This window comes from Microbispora sp. NPDC046933 (genome assembly GCF_040644635.1).
Taxonomy (GTDB): Bacteria; Actinomycetota; Actinomycetes; order Streptosporangiales; family Streptosporangiaceae; genus Microbispora.
On sequence record NZ_JBEYWW010000018.1, the window covers coordinates 73,657 to 97,933 of the forward strand.

Sequence of the window (24,277 nt, forward strand, 5' to 3'; positions counted from 1 at the left end):
GCCCGCGGCGAGATCCTCGAACTCAAGAACACCGTCAACACCATGGTCGACCAGCTGTCCTCCTTCGCCGACGAAGTCACCCGCGTCGCCCGCGAAGTGGGCACGGAGGGACGGCTGGGCGGCCAGGCGCAGGTGCCCGGCGTCGCCGGAACCTGGCGCGACCTCACCGACTCCGTCAACTTCATGGCCGGCAACCTCACCAGCCAGGTCCGCTCCATCGCCCAGGTGACCACGGCCGTGGCCCGCGGCGACCTCTCCCAGAAGATCACCGTCGACGCCCGCGGCGAGATCCTCGAACTCAAGAACACCGTCAACACCATGGTCGACCAGCTCTCGTCCTTCGCCGACGAGGTCACCCGCGTCGCCCGCGAGGTCGGCACCGAGGGCCAGCTCGGCGGCCAGGCCGACGTCAAGGGCGTGTCGGGCACCTGGCGCGACCTCACCGACTCGGTGAACTTCATGGCCGGCAACCTCACCAGCCAGGTACGCAACATCTCCCAGGTCGCCACCGCGGTCGCCAAGGGCGACCTGTCGCAGAAGATCACCGTCGAGGCCAAGGGCGAGGTCGCCGCGCTCGCCCAGACCATCAACACCATGGTCGACACGCTGAGCGCGTTCGCCGACGAGGTCACCCGCGTCGCCCGCGAGGTCGGCACCGAGGGACGGCTGGGCGGCCAGGCAGACGTCAAGGGCGTCTCCGGCACGTGGAAGGCGCTGACCGAGTCGGTGAACGTCATGGCCGACAACCTCACCGACCAGGTGCGCAGCATCGCCGAGGTGACCACGGCGGTCGCCAAGGGCGACCTGTCGCAGAAGATCCGGGTCGACGCCCGCGGCGAGATCCTGGAGCTGAAGGAGACCATCAACACGATGGTCGACCAGCTGTCCTCGTTCGCCGACGAGGTCACCCGCGTCGCCCGCGAGGTCGGCACCGAGGGACGGCTGGGCGGGCAGGCCACCGTACGCGGCGTGTCGGGCACGTGGAAGGACCTGACCGACTCCGTCAACGTGATGGCGTCCAACCTCACCAGCCAGGTCCGCTCGATCGCCCAGGTCGCCACGGCGGTCGCCAAGGGCGACCTGTCGCAGAAGATCACCGTCGAGGCCAAGGGCGAGGTCGCCGCGCTCGCCCAGACCATCAACACCATGGTCGACACGCTGAGCGCGTTCGCCGACGAGGTCACCCGCGTCGCCCGCGAGGTGGGTACGGAGGGCCAGCTCGGCGGCCAGGCCCGGGTGCCCAACGTGGCGGGCACCTGGAAGGACCTCACCGACAACGTCAACTCGATGGCGGACAACCTGACCAACCAGGTGCGCTCCATCGCCCAGGTCACCACGGCCGTCGCGCGGGGCGACCTGACCAGGAAGATCGACGTCGTCGCCCGCGGCGAGATCCTGGAGCTGAAGACGACCATCAACACGATGGTCGAACAGCTGTCCTCCTTCGCCGCCGAGGTCACCCGCGTCGCGCGCGAGGTCAGCACCGAAGGACGGCTGGGCGGCCAGGCCGAGGTCGAGGGCGTGTCCGGCACCTGGAAGCGGCTGACCGAGAGCGTCAACGAGCTGGCCAGCAATCTCACCCGGCAGGTCCGCGCGATCGCCGAGGTGACCAGCGCGGTCACCTCCGGCGACCTCACCCGCTCCATCACCGTGGACGCCGAGGGCGAGCTGGCCGACCTCAAGGACAACGTCAACTCCATGGTGGAGTCCCTGCGCGAGTCGACCAGGGCCAACCAGGAGCAGGACTGGCTCAAGACCAACCTCGCCCGCATCTCCGGGCTCATGCAGGGCCACCGTGACCTGTCTGCGGTCGCCGAGCTGGTCATGAACGAGCTGGCCCCGCTGGTCAACGCGCAGCACGGCACGTTCCTGCTGGCCGAGGAGACCCCGGCGGGCGCGGAGCTGCGGGTGGTCGGCTGCTACGGCCACCGCGACACCTCGCGCCGCTACGCGTTCGGCGAATCACTGGTCGGCCAGGCCGCTCAGGCCAGGCGGACGATCCTGGTGGAGGACATCCCGCCGGGCTACCTGACCGTGTCGTCCAGTCTCGGCGAGGCCGGGCCCGTCAACCTCATCGTGCTGCCGATCGTGGTCGAGGACCAGGTGCTCGGCGTGATCGAGCTGGCGAGCCTCGGGCGCTTCGCCGGCATCCATCGGAACTTCCTGGAGCAGCTCGTCGAGACGATCGGCGTCAACGTCAACACGATCGTGGCCAACGCCCGCACCGACGCGCTGCTGGCCGAGTCGCAGCGGCTCGCCATCGAGCTCCAGGTTCGGCAGGAGGAGCTGCAGCGGTCGAACGCCGAGCTGGAGGAGAAGGCGGAGCTGCTGGCCCAGCAGAACCGCGACATCGAGACCAAGAACAGCGAGATCGAGCAGGCCCGCCAGGAGCTGGAGGACCGGGCCCAGCAGCTCGCGCTGGCGTCCAAGTACAAGAGCGAGTTCCTCGCCAACATGAGCCACGAGCTGCGCACGCCGCTCAACTCGCTGCTCATCCTGGCGCAGCTCCTCGCCCAGAACCCCACCCGCAACCTCACCCCCAAGCAGGTGGAGTACGCCAACGTCATCCACTCGGCCGGCACCGACCTGCTCCAGCTCATCAACGACATCCTCGACCTGTCCAAGATCGAGGCGGGCAAGATGGACATCACGCCCGAGCCGGTCAGCCTGCGTCAGCTGCTCGAATACGTGGACGCCAACTTCCGTCCGCTGACCACCCAGAAGGGGCTGCGGTTCGGGGTGACGGTGGCCTCCGACGTGCCGGCCCAGCTGCTGACCGACGAGCAGCGGCTGCGGCAGGTGCTGCGCAACCTGCTGTCGAACGCGGTCAAGTTCACCGAGGCCGGCTCGGTCGAACTGCGGATCGAGCGGGCGGCCGACGTGGACCTGCCGGACGGCGCCGGCCAGGAGGTCCTGGCCTTCCACGTGGTGGACACCGGCATAGGCATCGCCGCGGAGAACCTCTCGCAGATCTTCGACGCCTTCCAGCAGGCCGACGGCACGACCAGCCGCAAGTACGGCGGCACCGGCCTCGGCCTGTCGATCAGCCGGGAGATCGCGACCCTGCTCGGCGGCGAGATCCGCGCGACGAGCACGCTGGGCGAGGGCAGCACGTTCACGCTCTACCTCCCGCTGACCCACTTCGACGCCGCGGCCGAACGGGACGAAAGCAAGCCGAGGGAGCCGGAGCCGCCCCTGATCGCCCCCCGCCCGGCCCCCGCGGCGCCGAGGATCCCGGGCGGCAGGGACGACGGCAGGGCGCGGCGCCGCCTGCTGGTCGTCGAGGCGAGGCCGGGCGGCCTGCTGTCCATGCTGGCCCAGAGCGTCGCGGCCGACCTGCGGGACACCCACGGGCCGGTCCAGGTGTCGACCGCGAGCGACGCCGAAACCGCGCTGTCGATGCTGCGGCAGGAGAGCGTCCACTGCGTCGTGCTCGACCTCGGCATGCCGCACGACGTCGCGGCCGACTTCCTCAAGGGGCTCGACTCCGATCCCGCGCTGCGCGCGCTCCCGGTGCTCGCCCACCACTCGCGCAAGCTGTCACGCCCGCAGGAGGACCTGCTGCAGGTACGCTCCCGGAACCAGCCGCTGGAGCGCCTGCCCAGCCTCGACGAGCTGCGCGAGCGGATCACGCTGCACCTGTCCGCCGAGGAGCCCGGCGACGTCCTGCCGCTCGTGCAGCCCGCCTCGGAGGAGGGGGCGCATGAGGTCGGGAAGCTCGACAGCGCGCTCGTGGGCCGCAAGGTGCTGGTCGTGGACGACGACGTGCGCAACGTCTTCGCGCTCACCACGATCCTGGAACTGCACGGCATGCAGGTGCTGTACGCGGAGAACGGCCGCAAGGGCATCGACGTGCTGACGCGCAACGACGACGTGGACCTGGTGCTGATGGACATCATGATGCCGGAGATGGACGGCTACGAGGCCACCGCCGCCATCCGGTCCATGCCGCGCTTCGCCCAGCTGCCGATCATCGCGGTCACCGCCAAGGCCATGCACGGCGACCGGGAGAAGACGCTGTCGTCCGGCGCGAGCGACTACGTCACCAAGCCGGTGGACGCCGAGGAGCTCATCGTCTGTATGCAGCGCTGGCTGGACCTGCCCGGCAACGGCGACAGGTAGGTCCCGGCCCTCGTCAAGGCCGGCGGGTCGGCGCCGGGGCGGTGCGGCGGCCTCGAACCCGCGCCGCCCGGTGCAGGTCCTCCAGCACGGCCCGGGCGGCCCGCCGTCCGGAGACCAGCGCGCCCTGCTGGGAGCCGGTGTCCCGGTGGTCGCCGCACACGTAGCGCCGGGCGCCCAGCCCCACCGCTTCCAGACGCACTGGGCGGCGCAGCGGCATCGGGGGCGGCATGGCGGGCAGGGCCGCCTCGATCGCATAGGTGGCGACGTGCTCCCACGTCGAGGTGCCGCCGTAGATCTGGTCGAGCCGGGCCCGCACCCGGGGCTCGTCCCGGTCCGGGTGGACGCCGAGCACCGAGGTGGCGATCAGCGCCCGGCCGTCGGAGGAGTACTCGGGGGCCGCGTCGGTGAGCACGACGGTGTCGGTGATCAGGCCCTCCGCGTCCACGATCTGCGTCGGCTCGCCGAGAGGCGAGGCCGGTGCGGCGTGGTAGAAGGTCGTGACGGACCGCATCGCGGGGACCGGCAGGCCCGGCACGAGCCGTCCCGCGGTGAGCGGGTCCGCCGCCACCACCACGGCCGCGCCCGCGATCTCGCCTCCGTCCGCCAGGGCCACGCCGTCCGCCGTCAGCGCGCTCACCGGCGTCTCCAGCCGGATCGCGTCCTCCGGCAGGCGGGCGGCGAGCTGGGCGGGGATCCGGCCCATGCCCATGGCCGGCAGGCCGATCGTGCCCCGGGCGAACGCCCGCCACAGCAGGTGGAAGTACCGTCCCGAGGTCTCCAGCTCCCGCTCCAGCAACACTCCCGCCAGGAAGGGGCGGAACAGGTTCTCGACGATCTCCGGGGACGCGCCCCAGCGCCGCAGTTCGGCCTCGGTGGTGCGCTCCGCGGCTCCCCCGCGCCGCCGGACCAGCGCGTCGGGCAGCAGCAGGTCGCGGGCGGTCACGGCGGCCATGACGGCCTTGTCCACCGGCGTGCCCACCCGGGCGAGCAGGCCGCTGAGCGCCTGGCCGGGATGCCGCCAGGGCAGCATCACCCGCTCGCGCCGCCCCTCGCGGAAGATCATCACCCCGGAGCTGAACGGGCGCAGGCGCAGAGCCGGGATGTCGAGCACCTGCCGGGCCTCCGGATAGCCGGTGTTGAAGACCTGGAACCCCCGGTCGAGCCGGAAGCCGTCCACGAGGTCGGTGCGTATCCGGCCGCCCACGCCGTCGGACGCTTCCAGGACGCGGACCGGCACCCCCTCCTGACGCAGGTGCCAGGCGCAGGCCAGGCCCGCGAGCCCGGCGCCGACGACGATCACCGTGGCAGGCTGTGGCATGAGCGGATCTCCTCCCTGACCGGCCGCACACGCGGACGGCTCCCTACAGGGATTTCGACTCGGAACGGCGGGGCGGATGCAGCCTGCAGCGGCGCCGCGCCCCCACTCAGATGGATCCCGCTCCGGCACCACGCGTCGAGGTACCAGAGATCAGATCTGTGATCGTTCACAGGTCGGCACGGCATGCCGGACTGAAAGTTTCAGTCATCGGCGGGCGGCGCCCTCGCGCAGGTGGAGTGGGAGTGACGGCTCTCACCAGCCGAAGATCCACCCTCTCGGACGCATCCGATGATTGCGTTCACATTGATGAACCACGGCTGATTGACCACACCACCGGTTTCGGGTTGTGATGACCCACCCCGGCACATCCCGTCGCACCGTACCCGCCGGGGCCCGGCCAGACCCGGAGGTCCCGCCTCGGAGAACCCCGATCACGTTGCCCGGCGCGGTGGGTTCCGGGCGCCGTCACGGCTCTGCCGTCGCCCCCATCGGCACCCCCTCATGGAGTTCTAGATGACCACACGACGAAGATCCGTTCTGGTCGCCGCCGTGGCCTCGGCCGCCGCGCTGGCGGGGGCCGGGGTCCTGCCCGCCCTGCCCGCCTCCGCGGCGGCGGGCTGCCGGGTGGACTACCAGGTGACGAACCAGTGGCAGGGCGGATTCGGAGCCGCCGTCACGATCACCAATCTCGGCGACGCGGTCAACGGCTGGACGCTCACCTGGTCGTACACGGCCGGCCAGACCGTCACGCAGGCGTGGAACGCCACGGTCACCCAGAGCGGCGCGCAGGTCAGCGCCAAGGACGCCGGTTACAACGCGTCGATCCCCACCGGCGGCACCGCGTCGTTCGGCTTCAACGGCTCGTGGAACGACTCGTCCAACCCCGTGCCCGCGAGCTTCGCGCTCAACGGCACCACCTGCACCGGCGGGGTCACGAGCAGTCCCAGCGCGAGTCCCAGTCCGAGTCCCAGCGCGAGTCCCAGCGCGAGTCCGACCCGGTCGCCGAGCCCGTCGCCCTCTGCGAGCCCCACACCGAGCCCCACACCGAGCCCCACACCGAGCCCCACACCGAGCCCCACACCGAGCCCCACGAGCATCCCGGCGGGCGCGCGGCAGATGGAGGACCTCAACCGCGGCCTGGTCAGCGTGCGGTCGGGCAGCGGCAACCTGGTCTCCTGGCGGCTGCTCGGCACCGAGGGCATCGGCACCGGGTTCAACGTCTACCGGGGCTCCACGAAGCTGAACTCCTCACCGATCACCACCTCTACGAACTACTTCGATTCGGGGGCCGCCGCCGACGCCACGTACACGGTGCGGGCCGTGGTGAACGGCGCCGAGCAGGCGGCGTCGGAGACGTCGCTGCGCTTCACCGGCGGCGACCACCTCGACGTGCCCATCCAGCCGCCGTCCGGCGGCACCACGCCCGACGGGGTGGCCTACACCTACAGCGCCAACGACGCGAGCGTGGGCGACCTGGACGGCGACGGGCAGTACGAGTTCGTGCTGAAGTGGGACCCGTCCAACTCCAAGGACAACTCCCAGTCCGGCTACACCGGCAACGTGTTGGTCGACGCGTACAAGCTCAACGGCACCCGCATGTGGCGGATCGACCTCGGCCGCAACATCCGCGCCGGCGCCCACTACACCCAGTTCCAGGTGTACGACTACGACGGCGACGGCAGGGCCGAGGTGGCGATGAAGACCGCCGACGGCACCAAGGACGGCACCGGCGTCGTCATCGGCAGCTCCTCCGCCGACTACCGCAACTCCTCCGGCTACGTCCTGTCCGGCCCTGAGTATCTGACGATGTTCAACGGTCAGACCGGCAAGGCGATGTCCACGGTCAACTACGACCCGCCGCGTGGGACGGTCTCCTCGTGGGGCGACTCCTACGGCAACCGCGTGGACCGCTTCCTCGCCGCGACGGCCTACCTCGACGGCACCCGCCCGTCGCTGATCATGTCGCGCGGCTACTACACCCGTACGGTCATCGCGGCGTGGGACTTCCGCAACGGCTCGCTGACCAAGCGGTGGACGTTCGACTCCAACTCGGCCGGCAGCCAGTACGCCGGCCAGGGCAACCACAACCTGGCCGGCGCCGACGTGGACGCCGACGGCAAGGACGAGATCGTCTTCGGTGCGATGGCGATCAACGACAGCGGCTCGCCTTTGTGGAACACCGGCAACGGCCACGGCGACGCGCTCCACGTCGGCGACCTCGACCCCTCCCACGCCGGACTGGAGGTGTTCAAGGTCGACGAGGACACCAGCAAGCCCGCGGCCTGGATGGCCGACGCCCGCACCGGCTCCATCATCTGGAGCAACGCCTCCTGCGGCTGTGACAACGGGCGCGGCGTCTCCGACGACGTCTGGGCCGGCAGCCCGGGCGCCGAGTCGTGGTCGTCCGCCGTCAGCGGCATCTACAACACCAAGGGGCAGAACGTCGGGCGCAAGCCCGGCTCGGCGAACTTCCTCGCCTGGTGGGACGCCGACCCGGTCCGCGAACTGCTCGACGGCACCCACATCGACAAGTACGGCACCGGCTCCGACACCCGCCTGCTGACGGCCTCCGGAGTGCACTCGAACAACAGCACCAAGTCCACCCCGTCGCTGTCGGCCGACCTGTTCGGCGACTGGCGCGAGGAGGTCGTCTGGCCGACGAGCGACAACACCGCCCTGCGGATCTACAGCACGACCACGGCGGCGAGCCAGCAGATCTACACGCTGATGCACGACCCGACATATCGGGTGGCGGTCGCCTGGCAGAACACCGCCTACAACCAGCCGCCCCACACGGGCTTCTTCCTCGGGGACGGCATGGCGACGCCCGCCAGGCCGAACATCTACCTGAGGTGACCCGCCCGGCGGCGGCCGCGGACTACCTGGCGAGGTCCGCGGCCGCCGCCGCGCCCTGCCGGTCGCCGAGTGGTGCCGCGGCGAACTCGCTCGCCAAGTCACGACCAAGTCGTCCTCAGGCCTTCGCGATTCCGGCGGTCCAGGTCCAGCACGGACAGCGCGCCGGATGAGGGAGAATTCCCATCGGGCCCATGGGCTCAGTGTCGCGATCTTTTGCTGGCCTCGGCTGGATATGGTGCTTTTGTGGATGGGGATACCTCGGAAATCTCCGCGCCGCGCCGCCGCGGCATGCGCTCTGTCGCGGAGAAGGCCGGCGTCTCGCCGTCGACTGTCAGCAACGTTCTGAACAATCCCGAGCTGGTCGCGGAGGAGACCCGCCGGCGCGTCCTGGCGGCGATGGAGCAGGTCGGGTACGTGCCCAACAACGTGGCCAGACGGCTGCGCGGTGTGCCGAGCCCTCTGGTCGGCGCGGTGGTGCTTGACCTGGCCAACTCGTTCTACACCGAGGTGTGCCGGGGCGTGGAGGACCGGCTGCTGCAGGACGGATGCATGCTGATGACCTGCAGCACCGATGTGCAGCCGGGGCGCGAGCAGTACTACCTGGGAGAGCTGGAGAAGCAGGGAGTGCGCGGCGTGCTGATCACGCCGGTCGCGACCGGCGTGGAGCCGCTGGTCGCCCTGTCCGAGCGCGGCGTCCCGGTGGTGCTGCTGGACCACCGGGGCGACGGACGGTTGTGCTCGGTGTCGGTCGACAACGTCTCGGGCGGTGAGCAGGCCGCCGCCCACCTGATCTCCCTGGGGCACCGGCGGGTCGTCATGCTCACCGGCTCGGTGGAGGTGCAGCAGACCACCGACCGGCACGCGGGGGTGCGTGAGGCGTTCCGGAAGGCGGGACTGGATCCCGACCGAGCGGTGCTGGAGGTGCGGGTGCCTCCGCCGGATGTGGCCGCGACCGCCGAGGCCGCGCTGGACCACATTCTGCAACTGCCCGACCGGCCGACCGCGATCGTCTGCCTCAACGACCTCGCGGCGCTCGGGGTGATCAGCGGCCTGCGGGACCGGGGGATCGCGGTGCCGCAGCAGATGTCGGTCGTGGGGTATGACGACGTGGTGTTCGCCCCGCAACTCGCTCCGCCGCTCACCACCGTGTGGCAGCCCAAGCGGGAGCTGGGGCGGACCGCCGCCGCGATGCTGCTGGACGAGTCTCGCCCCGGCCACCGGCACCAGAGCCTGGTCTACCGGCCGCGGCTGGTCGTCCGCGCCTCCACGGCACCCCCCTGCCGGTGACCCGGTCGGGGTGACGGCGGCGACCGGCCGCCCTCCGACTCCGAAAGTTTCAAAGCGGGGACCGCGCTCCGCTGGGGGGCGTTCCCCTTGCTGACCTGAAACGAAACAACTCCCTCTTCGCTGTCACTTCGACATGACGTCAAAGGGTGTTTGACGCCTTTACGTCTGCGTTTCTAGCGTCTCGTGACGTCCACCACCGACCAGAAACCCGCACCAGATTGGACGATTCATGAAACGTTTAATCTGGCCGTCGGCCCGCTTCGCGGCGGCCGCCGGCACCATCTGTGTGGCGATGACAGGGGTGATCGCGACACAGACGCCCGCCACCGCCGCGGTGGCCTGCCGAGTCGCCTACGAGATCACCAACCAGTGGCAGGGCGGCTTCGGCGCCACCGTGACGATCGAGAACCTGGGTGACGCCGTCAACGGCTGGCGGCTGACCTGGGCCTTCGGCGCCGGCCAGCAGATCACCCAGCTCTGGAACGGCACCGTCGGCCAAAGCGGCGCGAACGTCACCGTCAGCGACGCCGGCTACAACGCCGCCATCGGCTCAGGAGGCAGCACCGCCTTCGGGTTCAACGGCTCCTGGAACGGCTCCAACCCGATCCCCACGTCCTTCTCCCTCAACGGGACGGTGTGCGACGGCACCCACTCCTCGCCCTCGCCCAGTGCCGGCCCGAGCCGGTCGCCGAGCCCGAGTCCCTCGGCCAGCGCCTCGCCCAGCCCGTCGGCGAGCCCGAGCGCCAGCCCCTCGCCGGCGCCGGGCGGCGCCAAGCAGGCCGAGAAGCTGGACCGCGGTCTGATCAGTGTGCGCTCCGGCAGCGGCAACCTGGTGTCCTGGCGGCTGTGGGGCACCGAGTCCCGTGACACCTCCTTCAACGTCTACCGGGGCGGCACCCGCATCGCCACCGTCACCGACTCCACCGACTATCTGGACTCCGGCGCCCCTGCCGACGCCTCCTACACGGTGCGCCCGGTCAGCGGCGGCAGTGAGGGAGCCGCCTCGGAAACCTCGCTGCGCTTCGCCAACGGCTACCTCGACGTGCCGATCAGCCCGCCGAGCGGCTCCTACAGCGCCAACGACGCCAGTGTCGGCGACCTGGACGGCGACGGCCGGCTGGACCTGGTGCTCAAGTGGGACCCGTCCAATGCCAAGGACAACTCCCAGGCCGGGGTCACCGACCCGGTGTACGTCGACGGCATCAGGCTGGACGGCACCCGGTTGTGGCGGATCAACCTGGGCCGCAACATCCGCGCGGGCGCGCACTACACCCAGTTCCAGGTGTACGACTACGACGGCGACGGCAAGGCCGAGGTGGCGATGAAGACCGCCGACGGCACGGTCGACGGCACCGGCAAGGTCATCGGCAGCAGCAGCGCCGACTATCGCAACTCCGACGGCTACATCCTGTCCGGCCCCGAATACCTGACCATGTTCAACGGCCGGACCGGCGCCGCGATGTCCACGGTCAACTACGACCCGCCGCGCGGGACGGTCTCCTCCTGGGGCGACAGCTACGGCAACCGGGTCGACCGGTTCCTCGCCGCCACCGCCTACCTCGACGGCCAGCGGCCCAGTCTGATCATGTCCCGCGGCTACTACACCCGTACGGTCATCGCGGCATGGGACTTCCGCGACGGCTCACTCGTCGAGCGGTGGAAGTTCGACTCCAACTCCAACACCGCCTATGCCGGACAGGGCAACCACAACCTGTCGATCGCCGACGTCGACGCAGACGGCAAGGACGAGATCGTCTTCGGCTCGATGACGATCAACGACAACGGCCAGCCGCTGTGGAACACCCGCAACGGCCACGGCGACGCCATGCACGTCGGCGACCTCGACCCCTCCCGGCCCGGCCTGGAGGAGTTCAAGGTCGACGAGGACTCCTCCAAGCCCGGCTCCTGGTTCGCCGACGCCCGCACCGGTCAGGTGCTGTGGTCCACCGCCTCCGGCGGCGACAACGGCCGCGGCGTCTCCGACGACATCTGGGCCGGCAGCCCCGGCGCCGAGTCCTGGTCGGCCCGAGACGGCTCCCTGCGCAGCCCCAGCGGCGCCACCCTGGGCCGCAAGCCGTCCTCGATGAACTTCCTCGCCTGGTGGGACGCCGACCCCGTCCGCGAACTGCTCGACGGCACCCACATCGACAAGTACGGCACCGGCGGCGACACGAGGCTGTTGACGGCCGGCGACGTGCACTCCAACAACGGCACCAAGTCCACCCCCTCGTTGTCGGGCGACATCCTCGGCGACTGGCGCGAGGAGGTCGTCTGGCCAACCACCGACAACCGGGCCCTGCGGATCTACTCCACTCCCAACCTCACCACCGTGAAGATCCACACCCTGCTGCACGACCCGCAGTATCGGGTCGCCCTGGCCTGGCAGAACACCGCCTACAACCAGCCGCCCCACCCGAGCTTCTTCATCGGCAACGGCATAGGCACCCCACCCCAGCCCAAGGTCTACCTGCGCTGATCCCATCGACCGCCACCTGATCCGGGCCCCGGCATCCGCCGCGATGCCGGGGCCCGGCGTCGGTCGAACCGCGTCAGCCGGACCGGGGGGAGCCTCGCCCGCGCCATCGCGTGCGTACCTTGTCCGCGACCGCCGCGTGACCTGCGCCTTTGTGGGTAGGCCAGTCACAGCGGAGGGCCGAGGGGGTGGCAGGATGCGATCGTCGATCAGTCTCGGCCGCGTGGGCGGGGTGCCGGTCGGGCTCAACATCAGCGTCCTCGTGATCGTCGTGATCCTGGTGATCGGGCTGGCCTTCGGGCGCTTCCCCATCGCCTTTCCCGGCCTGCCGACGGCGGCGTACGTGCTGGCCGCGGTGGTGTCGGCCGTGCTCTTCCTGGCCTCGCTGCTCGCGCACGAGGTGGCCCACGCGATCGTCGCCAGGCGGCACGGGCTGGAGGTCAACGGCATCACGCTCTGGCTGCTCGGCGGAGTGGCCGAACTGCGCGGCGAGCCCCGTTCCCCCGCCGCCGACCTCAAGATCGCCGGGGTGGGGCCGCTGACCAGCGTCGTGCTCGGCGGCGTCTTCGCCCTCGCGTCCTGGGGGGTTTCGGTCCTCGGCGCGCCGCCGCTGGTCAGCGGGATGTTCGGCTATCTGGCCGCGGTGAACGTGCTGCTGGCCGTGTTCAACCTGGTGCCGGCCGCGCCGCTGGACGGCGGCCGGGTGCTGCGCGCCTTCCTGTGGGCCCGCTGGCACGACCGGATGCGGGCCGCCGTGGCCGCCGCCCGGGCCGGCCGGGTCTTCGGCTACGTCCTGATCGCGGTCGGCTTCCTCAACCTCGTCACCGGCCTCGGACTCCAGGGGTTCTGGCTGGCCCTGATCGGCCTGTTCCTGGTGAACGCGGCCACCGCCGAGGAGCAGCAGACGCAGATCGACGCCGCCCTGCACGGGATCACGGTGGGTGAGGTGATGTCGCGCGACCCGGTCGTCGCCCACCCCTTCGAGACGGTCGCCACTCTGATCGACCGGCTCGTGCTGCGCCACCACCTGTCCACCTATCCGCTCCTGGACGACGACGGCCGGTTCGCCGGCCTGGTGACGCTGGGCCGCATCCGGCGCGTGCCACCCGACGACCGCGTGATCACCAGGTTGCGGGAGATCGCGTGCCCGCCGTCGGACGTGCCCACCGCCCGCCCCGGCGACCAGCTCACCGAGTTGCTCCAGCGGATGAGCGGCTGCACGGACGGCCGGGCGGTGGTGCTCGACGACGGCGGTCACCTCGTCGGCCTGGTCACCCCCACCGACATCAGCCGGACCATCCAGACGGTGGACCTGCGGGCGCGCGAGCCGTACCGGACGCCGCGCGGCGCCGATCTCGCCCCGCCCCCTCCCGGAGGCACCACCCCGGGCGGCGATACTCCAGGAGGCGCTACGCCCGGTGGTACGGCTCCGCCCGCCGGAAGCCGTGACGCCGCCTGACGGCCTCCGCAGAACCTATTCGTCGGCGGGTTCCTCCACGTCGTCCGGCGAGTCGGCGCCGGGTGCGTGCCAGTCGCCGGACGCACCGCCGTCCAGGTCCGCGCCGGGCTCCACGTCGGGTGACTGCGCCAGCGGCGGCAGCCGGTCCGGGATCAGGCGCTCCGGCCCCGCGTTGTCCTTCGGCATGGCCTCCTCCTCGGGCTCGCCTCTCTTCCTCGCCTACCCCCCGGTGACGGGGACATTCGGTCACGTCGCGGGACCGGGCCGCGGTAGCCGAAAACAGACGCGTGAGCCGTGTCGGAAGGGAGACCAGGGGTAGGCGGACCCGTACGGCCGGACCGGACAGAGCGGTCGTGACTGATAGAGGCAGGCTCTCAAGGAGGTGGGGATATGACGATCGTCGACGACACGGCGGTCGAACGGCGGCGGCTGCGGTTCGAGCGGGACGCGCTGCCGTACATCGACCAGATCTACGCCGGCGCCCTACGGCTCGCCCGGAACCCCACCGACGCCGAGGACCTGGTGCAGGACGTGTACATGCGGGCCTTCAGCAACTTCCACCAGTTCCGGGAGGGCACGAACCTGCGGGCCTGGTTGTACCGCATCCTGACCAACACCTACATCAACACCTACCGGAGGCAGCAGCGCCAGCCGCAGCGGGCCGCGACCGAGGACGTGGAGGACTGGCAGCTCGCCGAGGCGGCCTCGCACACCTCGTCGGGACTCAAGTCCGCCGAGGTGGAGGCCCTGGAAGGGCTGCCCGACTCCCGGGTGAAGCAGGCGCTGCAGGAGCTGCCCGAGGACTTCCGGCTGGCGGTCTACCTCGCCGACGTGGAGGGCTTCGCCTACAAGGAGATCGCGCAGATCATGGACGTCCCCATCGGCACGGTCATGTCGCGGCTCCACCGGGGACGCCGGCAGCTGCGGGCCAAGCTGGAGGACTACGCCGCCGAGCTCGGGCTGCTGCGCTCGGCGAGCGCCGCCGCCCTGGACGGCCGCGCGGACCGCTGAGACGGGTCAGGCGTCCTCGCGCTCGGGGTTCTCCAGCCGGAAGAAGTTGCTCGGGCTGCCGTCCTTGCGGTGCTCCTGGTAGATGAAGTTGAGCTTGCGCTCCTCGAACGTCGTGAACCACTCGTCCCAGGAGATCTCCTGCAGGTCGCCGCCGCCGTAGCCCGGGAAGTCGAACCGGAGGACCCCAGGACGGCCCTCGTGCTCGGTGCCGGGAACGGTGGCGGGCCTGGCGTCCCGCTCCTCGGCCCACCGCCTGATCACCTCGTGGTCGGTCGTGATCAGGCTGCGTCCCGGGCGCTCCTCGTGCTCCTCCGCGGAGGCGATCTCCTGCTCGTACTTGTGCTCGCCGGTGACCGGGTGGTGCTGCTCGGACATCTCGACACCTCCCCCTCGTCCTCCCTACCCGGCGCCGTCCGCCTTACCCTGCCGCCTTCCCGGGCAGCCGCACCCAGGCGGGGGACTCCTCTCCCGGCGCGTACGCGGAGTCGAGGCGCTTGCCCACCACGCCGGGCAGGCCCTGCTCGGCCGCCGCCCGCCGCACCGCGTGGACCTCCCCCGGCCAGGACGGCGCCGTCTGCCAGCGCGGCCCGTTCACCCCGAGATCCTCCAGGCTCGTACGGCGGCGCTCGAACGGCTCGTCCAGCAACGACCTGCCGTCGTCGTACAGCAGGTCGTAGGCCACGTAGACGGGAGCGCCCGCCAACGTGACGACCTCGCCGTCGAGCACGGCGGCCCTGCTGCCGAACGACTCGGCCAGCGGGCGCAGCCAGCGGTGCTCCCCCGTGACGTCCGCGCCGCCCGCGTCGCGCAGGGTGAGCCTGCCGCCCTCCACGTACGCGAGCGCCCGCGCACCACCCCACCAGAACTCCCAGGCGTACGCCTCCGGGTCGCGCGGCACGCGGGCTCGGGTCACCGGCGTCATCGGCGCGAGCGAGGCGGGCGGCGGCTCCCACCGCCCGCTGGGCGGGTCCATCCGGTGGATCACCCAGTTGCGGCCGCGGGTCTGGAACAGCACGTAGCGCCCCGCGACCCGGGAGCCGCTCAGCACGATCTTGACCTCGCGGTCGCTCCACTTCTCGGTCGCGTAGTGGCCGCGGTCCCAGATCGTCATCGTGCCGCCGCCGTACTCGCCCTTGGGGATCTCGCCCTCGAACCCGGCGTACTCCATGGGGTGGTCCTCGGTGTGGACGGCGAGGTGGTTGGTCGCGGGGTCGGGCGGCAGGCCCTTGGGGATGGCCCAGGAGACCAGCACCCCGCCCCGCTCCAGGCGCAGGTCCCAGTGGAGGGACCTGGCGTGGTGCTCCTGGATGACGAACGTGTCGTCCTCGCCCCGCGGCAGCGGCCCTTCGGCGGGAATCGGCTCCCTGGTGCGCGTCGCGTCGCGCCTGGCCCGGTAGGTCTCGAGTTTGTCCGCCATCTGGATGGTCCTACCCACGGCGTGACTCCCCGTGGGTGACGGGCGTGTCACCTTGTAGCGACATGTCCGGTTAAGGACTTCGTGACCACTTGGTAATTGCGCATCACTATCGTCACGCAGCATGAGTTCAGCGATCAGGTTGACCGCGGGCGCCGGCGTCGTGGCCCTCGGTCTCCTCCTGCCCGGCACCCCCGCCACAGCGGCTCCGAGCCACACGGTCAAGATCACCGTCATGGCCAGCTCCGACATCCACGGAAACGCGCTCAACTGGGACTACTACAAGAACGCGGAGTACGACGACAGCGCGCACAACGACGTGGGCCTGGCGAAGATCTCGACGATGGTGTCGAAGATCAGGGCCGACCGCGGCGCCGACCACACCCTGCTGTTCGACTCCGGTGACACCCTCCAGGGCACGCCGCTGGACTACTACTACGCCAAGATCGAGCCGATCACCTCGACCGGCCAGGTCCACCCCATGGCGAAGGCCATGAACGCCATCGGGTACGACGCGGTGACGCTGGGCAACCACGAGTTCAACTACGGCCTGCCGCTGCTGGGCGCGTGGGTCAAGCAGATGAAGGCGCCGGTCCTCGGCGCCAACGCCGTCTCGGCCAAGACCGGCCTGCCGGCCTACCAGCCGTTCGTCATCAAGACCATGAAGGTCAAGGGCGAAAAGCCGATCAAGGTGGGGGTGCTCGGCCTCACCAACCCCGGCGTCGCCATCTGGGACAAGGCGAACGTCGACGGCAAGCTGAAGTTCCTCGACCTCGTCGAGACCACCAAGAAGTGGGTGCCGGTCATCCGCGGCCTCGGCGCCGACGTGGTCCTGGTCACCGCCCACGCGGGTGACAACGGCCTGTCGTCCTACGGCTCCGACCTGCCGGTGGAGAACGCCGCCGCCATGGTCGCCGAGCAGGTGCCCGGCGTCGACGCCGTCCTGTTCGGCCACGCGCACAACGACGTCCCCCAGCGCTTCGTCACCAACAAGGTCACCGGGCAGCAGGTGCTGCTGACCGAGCCCAGCAAGTGGGGCCAGCGCCTCAGCGTCGTCGACTTCACGCTCGCCAAGCAGCGCGGGAAGTGGACGGTCACCGGCAAGTCGTCCACCACGCTCAACACCAACGCCGTGGCCGAGGACCCGAAGATCGTCGCGCTCATGAAGGAGCAGCACGACAAGACCGTCGGCTACGTCAACAAGGTCATCGCGCAGTCCACCCAGGAGCTGTCGGCGGCCGAGTCTCCGTACAAGGACACGCCGATCCTCGACTACATCCAGAAGGTCCAGACCGACCTCGTCAGCAAGGCCATCGCGGGCACCGCCGACGCCTCGCTGCCCGTGCTGTCGATCGCCGCGCCGTTCAGCCGCACCGCCGTGTTCCCGGCCGGGCCGGTCAGCGTCCGCGACATGGCCGGGCTGTACGTCTACGACAACACGCTGCTCGGCATCAAGCTGAACGGCGCCCAGATCAAGGACTTCCTGGAGTATTCGGCGAAGTACTTCGCCCAGGTCGCCCCGGGCGCCCCGATCGACCTCGCCACGCTCACCAACGCCGGCGGCACGCCCGACTACAACTACGACCAGCTCTCCGGCGTGACGTACGACATCGACATCTCCAAGCCGGTCGGCCAGCGCATCGTCGGCCTGTCCTACCAGGGCAAGCCCGTCACCGCCGACCAGCAGTTCGTCGTGGCCATCAACAACTACCGCCAGTCGGGCGGCGGCGGCTTCCCGCACGTCTCGACCGCCCCGGTGGTCTACAACGCGCAGGTGGAGATCCGCCAGGCGCTGATCGAGTACGCCGCCGCGACCGGCACCATCGACCCGGCGACCTTCGCCGAGCCGAACTGGAAGCTCGTCCGCGACGGGGTTCCCGTCTTCCCGAAGTGACCCGCTTCTCGGAGTGACGAGCGGGGGTGGTCCGGGTCCCGGGCCACCCCCTTCTCCTTGAGTCGTCTTCTCCTTGAGTCTTCCTTGAGTCGTCGTACTCAGCCGATCCGGGTGATCCCGCTCATGCCCGCGCGCCGATCCGGCGGCGACACTGACGTGTCCGAACGCCGAGGGAAAGGCCGGCCGTGAGCAGAAGCGGGATCGTCTTTCTCGCGATCGTCTCCACGATCGCGGGGATCGTCCTGGTCTACGTGGTGGACGTGCCGCTGCCGGTGGTCGTCTCGCTCGGCTTCGGAGCACTGTGCCTGCTCTGGCTGATCGTGCTCCTGACGGTGCCGTGGAACCTGTACTTCCAGGCCCACTCTTTGATCCACGAGATACGGGTCAGCCGCGAGCGGGGCGTGGAGGTCTCGCCGGAGCGCGAGGCGGAGGCCCGCCGCATCGCGGTGCGCATGCGGCGGGCCGCCGTCGCCGCCCACCTGCTGTCGGCCGCCCTGCTCGCGGTGGTCACCTACTTCTCCGGCGAGACCGTCGGCTACTACTTCGCCGTCTTCTACCTGCTCGGCACGTTCTTCAGACCGGCCGGAGCGTGGTTCTCCCACCTGCGCAGCCGGATGACCACGATGCTGGAGGAGGTCCGGTATCCCCGGGAGGACGTCGCCACGCTCGTCGAGCGTGTCACGGCGCTGGAGGGGCGGGCCGAGGAGTCCGAGGCCCGGGCCACCGAACTGGCCGAACGCCTCGACGCCCTCACCTCGGAGACGCGCGCCGGGTTCCACGCGGCCACGGCGCGCGCGGACGACCTCGACCGCCGGCTCGACGCGACGGGCAGGAAATTCGAGGACTCCCTCAGCCGCCTCACCGACAACCAGGAGGTCCTGTCGGGCATCAAGGCGTTCCTCCGCCTGATCAGATCCGAGACGGCGTAGTCCGCGAGATTTCCCGCCGGCCCCTGTAATCGGGGACCCCTCAATGGAACTACTGGATGTGACTCCTCCGCTCCCTGAAGGGAGCGGCTTCTCGCTAAGCCGCTTCCGCAGCGTCGCGAAGGGCAAGCCCTGCCCTGAGAATGTTCTTGGCCGCGTTCACGTCGGCGTGCGCCTCGTGGCCGCACGCCTGGCATCGGAACCGGGCTTGGGTGACGCGGTTGTCCTTCGCGCAGTGCCCGCACCGCGAGCAGGTGCGGGAGGTGTTGGCGGGGTTGACTGCGATCAGCTCTCGACCGGCGCTTTCAGCCTTGTGCGCGAGCACACGCAGGAACACCCCCCAACCCGCGTCCAGGATGCTCCGGTTCAGCCCGGACTTGGCCGCGACGTTCCGCCCGGGGGCCTCGATCGTGCCCGAAGCCGAGCGGGTCATGTTCGCGACCCGCAGGTCCTCATGCACGATCACGTCATAGCCGCGGACCAGGGTCAGCGCCGCCTTGTACGCGGTATCACGACGTTGACGGCGGACCTTCGCGTGCAGCGCCGCCACCCGCGCCACCGCCTTACGGCGCCGCTTGGACCCCCGCTTCTTCCGGGTGAGAGCCTGCTGGGCCGCCGCGAGACGGCCGGCGGACGCGGCCAGGTGGCGCGGGTTGGCCAGGGGGTCCCCGTCACTGGTCGTGGCCAGCGACGCCACACCCATGTCCAGCGGGGTCGTCGGCGCGGATGTGCTTCAGCTCGCCCGACTGATCGCCGTACCGGACCCTCACCCCGGCTCTGCGGTAGGCCGTACGGCGGTGCTCCAAGGCGGCGTTGTAAAGCTCCCGGTGGTCGTGCAGGCACTGCGTGAGCGCGGCGGCCTGCTTACGGGTGGGGCGCAGCAGGAACGTGAACGACCTGCGCACACCCACCTCCCACCTTCGGGAACGAGAACACCACGGTATCGCCCGGCACCGACAAAACCCGGAAGGACATCTGTAATGCGCAGACCACGCAGGTCAGGGCACGCTCGGGCCCTGGCGGCCCTCCCGCTCCCGATTCCCCCTTCGCCTGAAGGCGACGGTCCCCTCAGGAGACTTTGATGGACGACCCCGAAGAACGCTTCACCGAGCTGTACGACCGGCATTACCGGAACGTGCTCGGGTACGCGCTGCTCCGCGCCGAACGGCAGTCGGCCGAGGACATCGCGAGCGAGACGTTCCTGATCGCCTGGCGACGGCTCGCCCAGGTGCCGGAACATCCCCTGCCGTGGCTCCTCGCCGTCGCCCGCAACCTGCTGCGCAAGCAGCATCGTCTGGACATGCGGCGGCTGCGGCTGACCACCCTGTCCCCGGAAGGGGACGTGGCCGACCAGATCAGCGAGCGGCAGGCGGCGCTCGACGCCCTCACCCGGCTTTCCGGCGCCGACGCGGAGACCCTGATCCTGGCGAGCTGGTACGGCCTCGGCCCCGCCGAGGCCGCGAAGGTCGTCGGATGCTCGGCGCGCACGTTCGCCGTTCGTCTCCACCGTGCCCGCCGGCGTCTGGCGGGCATGCTCAACGCCCCTCAAGCGGCCCTTCAGGAGCAGATGCGATGAACACCGACGAACTGATCCGCGCCCTGCGGCCCGACGACCTTCTCGACGAGACCTACCACCGCCGCCGCGAGGCCGACCTCGCGCGGATCTTCGCCGACCTCCCCGCCCACCGGCCCTTGTCCGTACGGGCCCGGCTGGTGCTCGTGGGTGCGGCGGCGGCCGGGTTCGCCGCGCTCGTGGTTCCTGCCCTCGTGGCCGGTGTCGCGATGCCCGACAGGGCGAGCGCACCGGGCGGCGGCGAGGTCGCGTCCGCCTCGCCGAGCCGGCCGGCGCCCGTCGCGACGCTCGACGCCCGGTCGTTCCTCCTGGCGGGGGCGGACAACGCGGCCCGCGCGGACGTCAGGACGGGCCGCTTCTGGTACAGCCGCCACCGGACCTACGAGCCGCGGCCGTCGGGCGAGATCCTCGTCTCCTCCACCGAGAGCTGGTACGACGCCGCCACCGGCCGGGGCCGCATGACGACCGGCCTGGACGCCGAAGTCGTCGCAGGCGAGGCCGCCCGGACCGCGAAGCCCACGCCGACGACCCAGGACTACAGGATGAAGCTGCTGTTGAACATCGGCGGCGAGGACCTGTCCCAGGACGACTTCTGGCGGCTGCCCCGCGATGTCGAGGGCCTGCGCCGCTGGCTTCATGCCCATCGGCGGGGCGAGTCCTCCGTGGACTTCACGTTCTGGATGACGCGGTTGATGCTCTCCAGCCCGACCACTCCGGCCACCCGGGCCGCGATGCTGCGGATCCTCGCCGACCAGCCGGGGCTGAAGCTGGAACAAGGCGTCACCGACCCGGCCGGCCGTCCCGGCGCCGCTGTGGTCTCCCCCGACGGCACGTACCGGCTGATCGTCGACGAGTCGGGCGCGCGCCTGCTGGCTGAGGAGTACAACGGCCCGGACAGAGAGGAGAAGCGTGCCGGACGCAGCGTGTACGCCGGCGCGCGCAAGGGGGAGAAGACCGTGTACGAATCCTCCGGCTGGGTCGAGAAGATCGGCGACCGGCCGTAGCCACGACGCCGGGGCCCGTGCCGTCCACGCGACGGCACGGGCCGCGGCGCTCACCGCAGCAGCGCGGCGATCTCGGGCAGGACGGCGTCGGCGACCTTCACTTCACGGTCCAGGAGACCGTTGGCGTGGAGCAGGTCGGCCACGTGCTGCTGCTCGGCGACGAACTCCTCGCTCACCGGGTGCAGGCCCCAGGGACGGGTGCGCAGCGCGTGCTCCCAGGCGTCCACATCGCCGCCGAACAGCTCGGCGGCCTCTCGGGGGTGGTCCTCGACCCACGCGTCGGACTCCCGCAGGGCGGACACGACGGCGGCCAGCTCGTCCCGCCGCTCCAGGGCGAAGTCCCGGCGGGTGAACCAGAGCGAGCGGTGGCTGAACAGGCCGTCCGTGGGGACCAGCTCGCGCACCTGGGCCTGCTTCTCGACCTCGGTGAGGTAGGGGTAGGAGCCGACCCACGCGTCGACCTCGCCGCGCAGGAACAGCCCGGCCGCGTCGTCGTAGACGTCGACCGGCACGATGTCCTTCCAGCCGAGGCCGGCCTTCTCCAGGGCGAGCAGCACCAGGGTGGTCTGCCAGGAGCCGTGCCCGAGCGCGATCCGCCTGCCCTTGAGGTCCTCCAGGGACCGGATGGGCGAGTCGTCCAGGACGACCAGCCGCCCGTTCTCGTGGCGCGGCTCGGAGACGGCGACGTACACGATGTCGCGCCCCTTGCCCTGGGCGGTGATGGGCGGCGTGGCGCCGGTGCCGATGAAGTCGTAGCCGCCGTCGAACAGGTGGTCGCTGTGCTGGGAGGGCAGTCCCTCGGTGGGCGCGACCCGGTCACCGGACGGCAGGTCACGCAGGTTCACCCACTCGACGTCCGGGATCGCGCGCTCCAGGATGCCGCGGTGGCGCAGCACCCACAGCGAGTTGTTCTGCGGGAAGTATCCGACGCGGAGGGTCATTTCGACGTTCCTTTCGTGAGCAGGGGAAGCACGTGTTCGCCGACGCGGAGCGCCTCCTCCAGGTGGGGCACGCCGGCGAGGATGAACGCGTCGACGCCGAGCGCGATCAGTTCGTTCAGCCGGGCGGCGACCTGCCGGTAGTCGCCGACCAGGCCGAAGGCGGGGCCGGCGCGGAGCCGGTCGAACCCGCCCCAGACGTTGGGCTGGACCTCCAGGTCGCGGTGGTCGTCACCGGCGCCCGCGACGAACGACTGGCTGCGCCGCCAGCCGACGGAGTCGCCCGCCCCCGTCCCCCGGGCGGCCGAGGTCCAGCCTCTGCGAATCTCCTCCCAGGCCTCCTCCTCGGTCTCGCGGGCCAGCACGTCGATCCGTACCGCGAACTTCGGCGGGGTGACGCTGTGCGCGCGCACCTGGCCGAACTTCTCCGCCAGCGCCTCGAAGGGCTCCAGCCACGACAGGTAGTAGTCGGCGTGCCGACCGGCCGCGGCGATCGCGGCCGGCGACGAGCCGGAGAAGTAAACCTGCGGGAACGGCAGGCCGGTCAGCGACTCGGGCAGCCCGGCGTCCTCCACCTGGTAGAAGCGGCCCTTGTGGGTGAAGTCCCCGCGCCAGACTCCCTTGAGCACGTCGAGGAACTCCGAGGTGCGGGCGTAACGGTCGTCGTGGTCGACCCTGTCGCCCCACCAGAGCTGCTGCGGTCCGCCGCCACCGGAGATGATGTTGTAGACGACGCGCCCGCCGGTCGCCCGCTGCAGGGTCGCGGACATGTGCGCGGCCTTCACCGGGTGCAGGAACCCCGGCTGGAAGGCCACCATGAACCGGTAGGTGGACGTCTCCCCGGCCAGGGTCGCCGCCGCCGCCCAGGGGTCGTCGGTGTGCGGGAAGGACGGCAGGAGTCCTCCGACGAACCCGGCCGCCTCCGAGGCCCGGGCCACCTGCGCCATGTAGTCGGCGTGGGTGTAGTCGTCGCGTCCGCCCGGCGCCAGGGCCCCCGGCACCTCGGGGGCGAAGCCACCCCTGCTGGCCCCCTTCCGGCGCAGCGACCGCTGGTCGCCCTCCATCGCGATGCGCCAGTAGATGTCAACCGACATGGTGCGTCTCCTTCGCCAGCAGCGGGAGCAGGTGCTCGCCCAGCCGGTAGGTCTCCTCGACGTGCGGCGCGGTCTCGACGAAGAACTCCGAGACGCCCCGCCGGGCATAGCCGCGGATCGCGTCCGCCACGGCCTCGTACGACCCGGTCAGTCCCGAGAAGCCGATGCGGCCGGCCGCCGTCCGGGCCTCCCCGTCGTCCTCCCGGGCCAGCACCGGCAGGCGCAGGCCGTACGCGACGCCGGGCAGCCGGTCGATCAGGGACTCGATGTCGTCGTCCGGAGAGAACACGTGGACGTCGGCGTGGCGGGCCGACAGCGCGACGGCCTCGGGCGACGTGCCCGACAGGTGCACCCGGGGGAAGACCCGGCCGGACAGCGGGAACGGCAGGCCCCCGCCGAGCACCTGGTAGAAGCGGCCCTCGAACGTGAATTCCCCCTCGTGCCACACGCCCTTGGCCACGGTGAGGAACTCCTCGGCCCGCGCGTACCGGTCGGGGCCTTCGAGGAAGTCGCCCTGCGAACGGGCCGTCCGGGTGTCGAGGTCCACGGTGAGCCGCCAGTCGAGCCGGTCGCCGGAGAACCGCTGCAGCGAGGCCGAGAGCTTGGCGGCGTAGACCGGGGTGGCGATGCCCGCGTGGAACCCGGCCGCGACCCGCACGTGGCGGGACCGCCGCAGCAGTCCCGCGGCGACGACGAACGTGTCCTGCCCCGCGGGGTCGAACGGCACGAGCACGCCGTCGAGCCCGGCCAGCTCGGCCGCCCGGCCGATCCTGCCCAGGTGGTCGAGCGGACCGGGGGCCTCCGGGCGCGGATCGGTGACGAAGCCGGGCAGCGCGGGCGGGCGCCACCCGCCCGCGGGGAGGGTGATGTGGACGGCCGGCGTGATGCCACCGCCTCGGACATTCATT

General features: G+C 70.9%; 19 protein-coding genes. 10 read left to right on the forward strand and 9 right to left on the reverse strand.

Going from position 1 to position 24,277, the window contains the following annotated elements; translation table 11 throughout:
• On the forward strand, window positions 1-4,122 hold a 4,122-nt coding region (locus tag ABZ857_RS23900), incomplete at its 5' end, for a HAMP domain-containing protein (RefSeq protein WP_357046309.1).
• Window positions 4,123-4,135: 13 nt separating this feature from the next.
• On the opposite strand, the gene ABZ857_RS23905 is transcribed toward ABZ857_RS23900, so the two are convergent.
• Entirely contained in the window at window positions 4,136-5,440 is a 1,305-nt protein-coding gene (locus tag ABZ857_RS23905) for an FAD-dependent oxidoreductase (protein ID WP_357046311.1), read from the reverse strand.
• Between the two features lie 513 nt (window positions 5,441-5,953).
• On the opposite strand from ABZ857_RS23905, the gene ABZ857_RS23910 reads away from it, so the two are divergent.
• The 4 genes from ABZ857_RS23910 (at window position 5,954) to ABZ857_RS23925 (ending at window position 13,515) form a co-directional block, all read left to right on the forward strand.
• Window positions 5,954-8,296: a cellulose binding domain-containing protein gene (locus ABZ857_RS23910; RefSeq protein ID WP_357046313.1), complete on the forward strand. Its 2,343-nt coding sequence runs from the start codon at window positions 5,954-5,956 to the stop codon at window positions 8,294-8,296.
• Window positions 8,297-8,539: 243 nt separating this feature from the next.
• The gene (locus ABZ857_RS23915; protein WP_357046315.1) at window positions 8,540-9,583 is read left to right on the forward strand and encodes a LacI family DNA-binding transcriptional regulator; all 1,044 of its coding nucleotides are present in this window, start codon (window positions 8,540-8,542) and stop codon (window positions 9,581-9,583) included.
• A gap of 292 nt (window positions 9,584-9,875) precedes the next feature.
• Complete coding sequence (locus ABZ857_RS23920) at window positions 9,876-12,059, forward strand: cellulose binding domain-containing protein (protein ID WP_357046492.1); 2,184 nt, start codon at window positions 9,876-9,878, stop codon at window positions 12,057-12,059.
• A 193-nt stretch (window positions 12,060-12,252) separates the two neighbouring features.
• Window positions 12,253-13,515, forward strand: a complete 1,263-nt coding sequence (locus ABZ857_RS23925; RefSeq protein WP_357046317.1) for a site-2 protease family protein — start codon at window positions 12,253-12,255, stop codon at window positions 13,513-13,515.
• A 15-nt stretch (window positions 13,516-13,530) separates the two neighbouring features.
• Here the strand turns inward: ABZ857_RS23925 and ABZ857_RS23930 are convergent, their stop codons facing one another.
• The gene (locus ABZ857_RS23930; protein WP_357046319.1) at window positions 13,531-13,701 is read right to left on the reverse strand and encodes a hypothetical protein; all 171 of its coding nucleotides are present in this window, start codon (window positions 13,699-13,701) and stop codon (window positions 13,531-13,533) included.
• A gap of 204 nt (window positions 13,702-13,905) precedes the next feature.
• Here ABZ857_RS23930 and ABZ857_RS23935 point away from each other — a divergent pair, with 204 nt between their 5' ends.
• On the forward strand, window positions 13,906-14,526 hold the full coding sequence (locus tag ABZ857_RS23935; RefSeq protein ID WP_357046321.1) for a sigma-70 family RNA polymerase sigma factor: 621 nt from the start codon (window positions 13,906-13,908) through the stop codon (window positions 14,524-14,526).
• A 6-nt stretch (window positions 14,527-14,532) separates the two neighbouring features.
• On the opposite strand, the gene ABZ857_RS23940 is transcribed toward ABZ857_RS23935, so the two are convergent.
• Together ABZ857_RS23940 and ABZ857_RS23945 are read right to left on the reverse strand one after the other, a co-directional pair.
• Window positions 14,533-14,901: a hypothetical protein gene (locus ABZ857_RS23940; protein WP_193201656.1), complete on the reverse strand. Its 369-nt coding sequence runs from the start codon at window positions 14,899-14,901 to the stop codon at window positions 14,533-14,535.
• A 43-nt stretch (window positions 14,902-14,944) separates the two neighbouring features.
• Entirely contained in the window at window positions 14,945-15,961 is a 1,017-nt protein-coding gene (locus ABZ857_RS23945) for a DNA polymerase ligase N-terminal domain-containing protein (RefSeq protein ID WP_357046323.1), read from the reverse strand.
• A 103-nt stretch (window positions 15,962-16,064) separates the two neighbouring features.
• Between ABZ857_RS23945 and ABZ857_RS23950 the strand changes: the two genes are divergently transcribed.
• Both ABZ857_RS23950 and ABZ857_RS23955 read left to right on the forward strand, forming a co-directional pair.
• Window positions 16,065-17,834, forward strand: a complete 1,770-nt coding sequence (locus ABZ857_RS23950; RefSeq protein WP_357046325.1) for a 5'-nucleotidase C-terminal domain-containing protein — start codon at window positions 16,065-16,067, stop codon at window positions 17,832-17,834.
• Window positions 17,835-18,019: 185 nt separating this feature from the next.
• Window positions 18,020-18,763: a hypothetical protein gene (locus tag ABZ857_RS23955; RefSeq protein WP_357046327.1), complete on the forward strand. Its 744-nt coding sequence runs from the start codon at window positions 18,020-18,022 to the stop codon at window positions 18,761-18,763.
• A 94-nt stretch (window positions 18,764-18,857) separates the two neighbouring features.
• Here the strand turns inward: ABZ857_RS23955 and ABZ857_RS23960 are convergent, their stop codons facing one another.
• Window positions 18,858-19,463, reverse strand: a complete 606-nt coding sequence (locus ABZ857_RS23960) for a transposase (RefSeq protein ID WP_357046329.1) — start codon at window positions 19,461-19,463, stop codon at window positions 18,858-18,860.
• Window positions 19,432-19,671 (reverse strand): helix-turn-helix domain-containing protein, encoded by a 240-nt coding sequence (locus ABZ857_RS23965; RefSeq protein ID WP_357046331.1) that lies wholly within the window; start codon window positions 19,669-19,671, stop codon window positions 19,432-19,434. Before ABZ857_RS23965 ends, ABZ857_RS23960 begins: the two co-directional genes overlap by 32 nt.
• Before the next feature lie 170 nt (window positions 19,672-19,841).
• On the opposite strand from ABZ857_RS23965, the gene ABZ857_RS23970 reads away from it, so the two are divergent.
• Window positions 19,842-20,336 (forward strand): sigma-70 family RNA polymerase sigma factor, encoded by a 495-nt coding sequence (locus ABZ857_RS23970; protein WP_357046332.1) that lies wholly within the window; start codon window positions 19,842-19,844, stop codon window positions 20,334-20,336.
• Window positions 20,333-21,337 (forward strand): CU044_5270 family protein, encoded by a 1,005-nt coding sequence (locus ABZ857_RS23975; RefSeq protein ID WP_357046334.1) that lies wholly within the window; start codon window positions 20,333-20,335, stop codon window positions 21,335-21,337. The genes ABZ857_RS23970 and ABZ857_RS23975 overlap by 4 nt, the downstream gene beginning before the upstream one ends.
• Before the next feature lie 50 nt (window positions 21,338-21,387).
• Here the strand turns inward: ABZ857_RS23975 and ABZ857_RS23980 are convergent, their stop codons facing one another.
• The 3 genes from ABZ857_RS23980 to ABZ857_RS23990 are packed head-to-tail and all read right to left on the reverse strand — an operon-like array spanning window position 21,388 to window position 24,276.
• Window positions 21,388-22,278: an ABC transporter substrate-binding protein gene (locus tag ABZ857_RS23980; protein ID WP_357046336.1), complete on the reverse strand. Its 891-nt coding sequence runs from the start codon at window positions 22,276-22,278 to the stop codon at window positions 21,388-21,390.
• On the reverse strand, window positions 22,275-23,369 hold the full coding sequence (locus tag ABZ857_RS23985) for an LLM class flavin-dependent oxidoreductase (RefSeq protein ID WP_357046338.1): 1,095 nt from the start codon (window positions 23,367-23,369) through the stop codon (window positions 22,275-22,277). Before ABZ857_RS23985 ends, ABZ857_RS23980 begins: the two co-directional genes overlap by 4 nt.
• Window positions 23,359-24,276 (reverse strand): LLM class flavin-dependent oxidoreductase, encoded by a 918-nt coding sequence (locus ABZ857_RS23990; protein ID WP_357046340.1) that lies wholly within the window; start codon window positions 24,274-24,276, stop codon window positions 23,359-23,361. The genes ABZ857_RS23985 and ABZ857_RS23990 overlap by 11 nt, the downstream gene beginning before the upstream one ends.
• Window position 24,277: the final 1 nt, after the last annotated feature.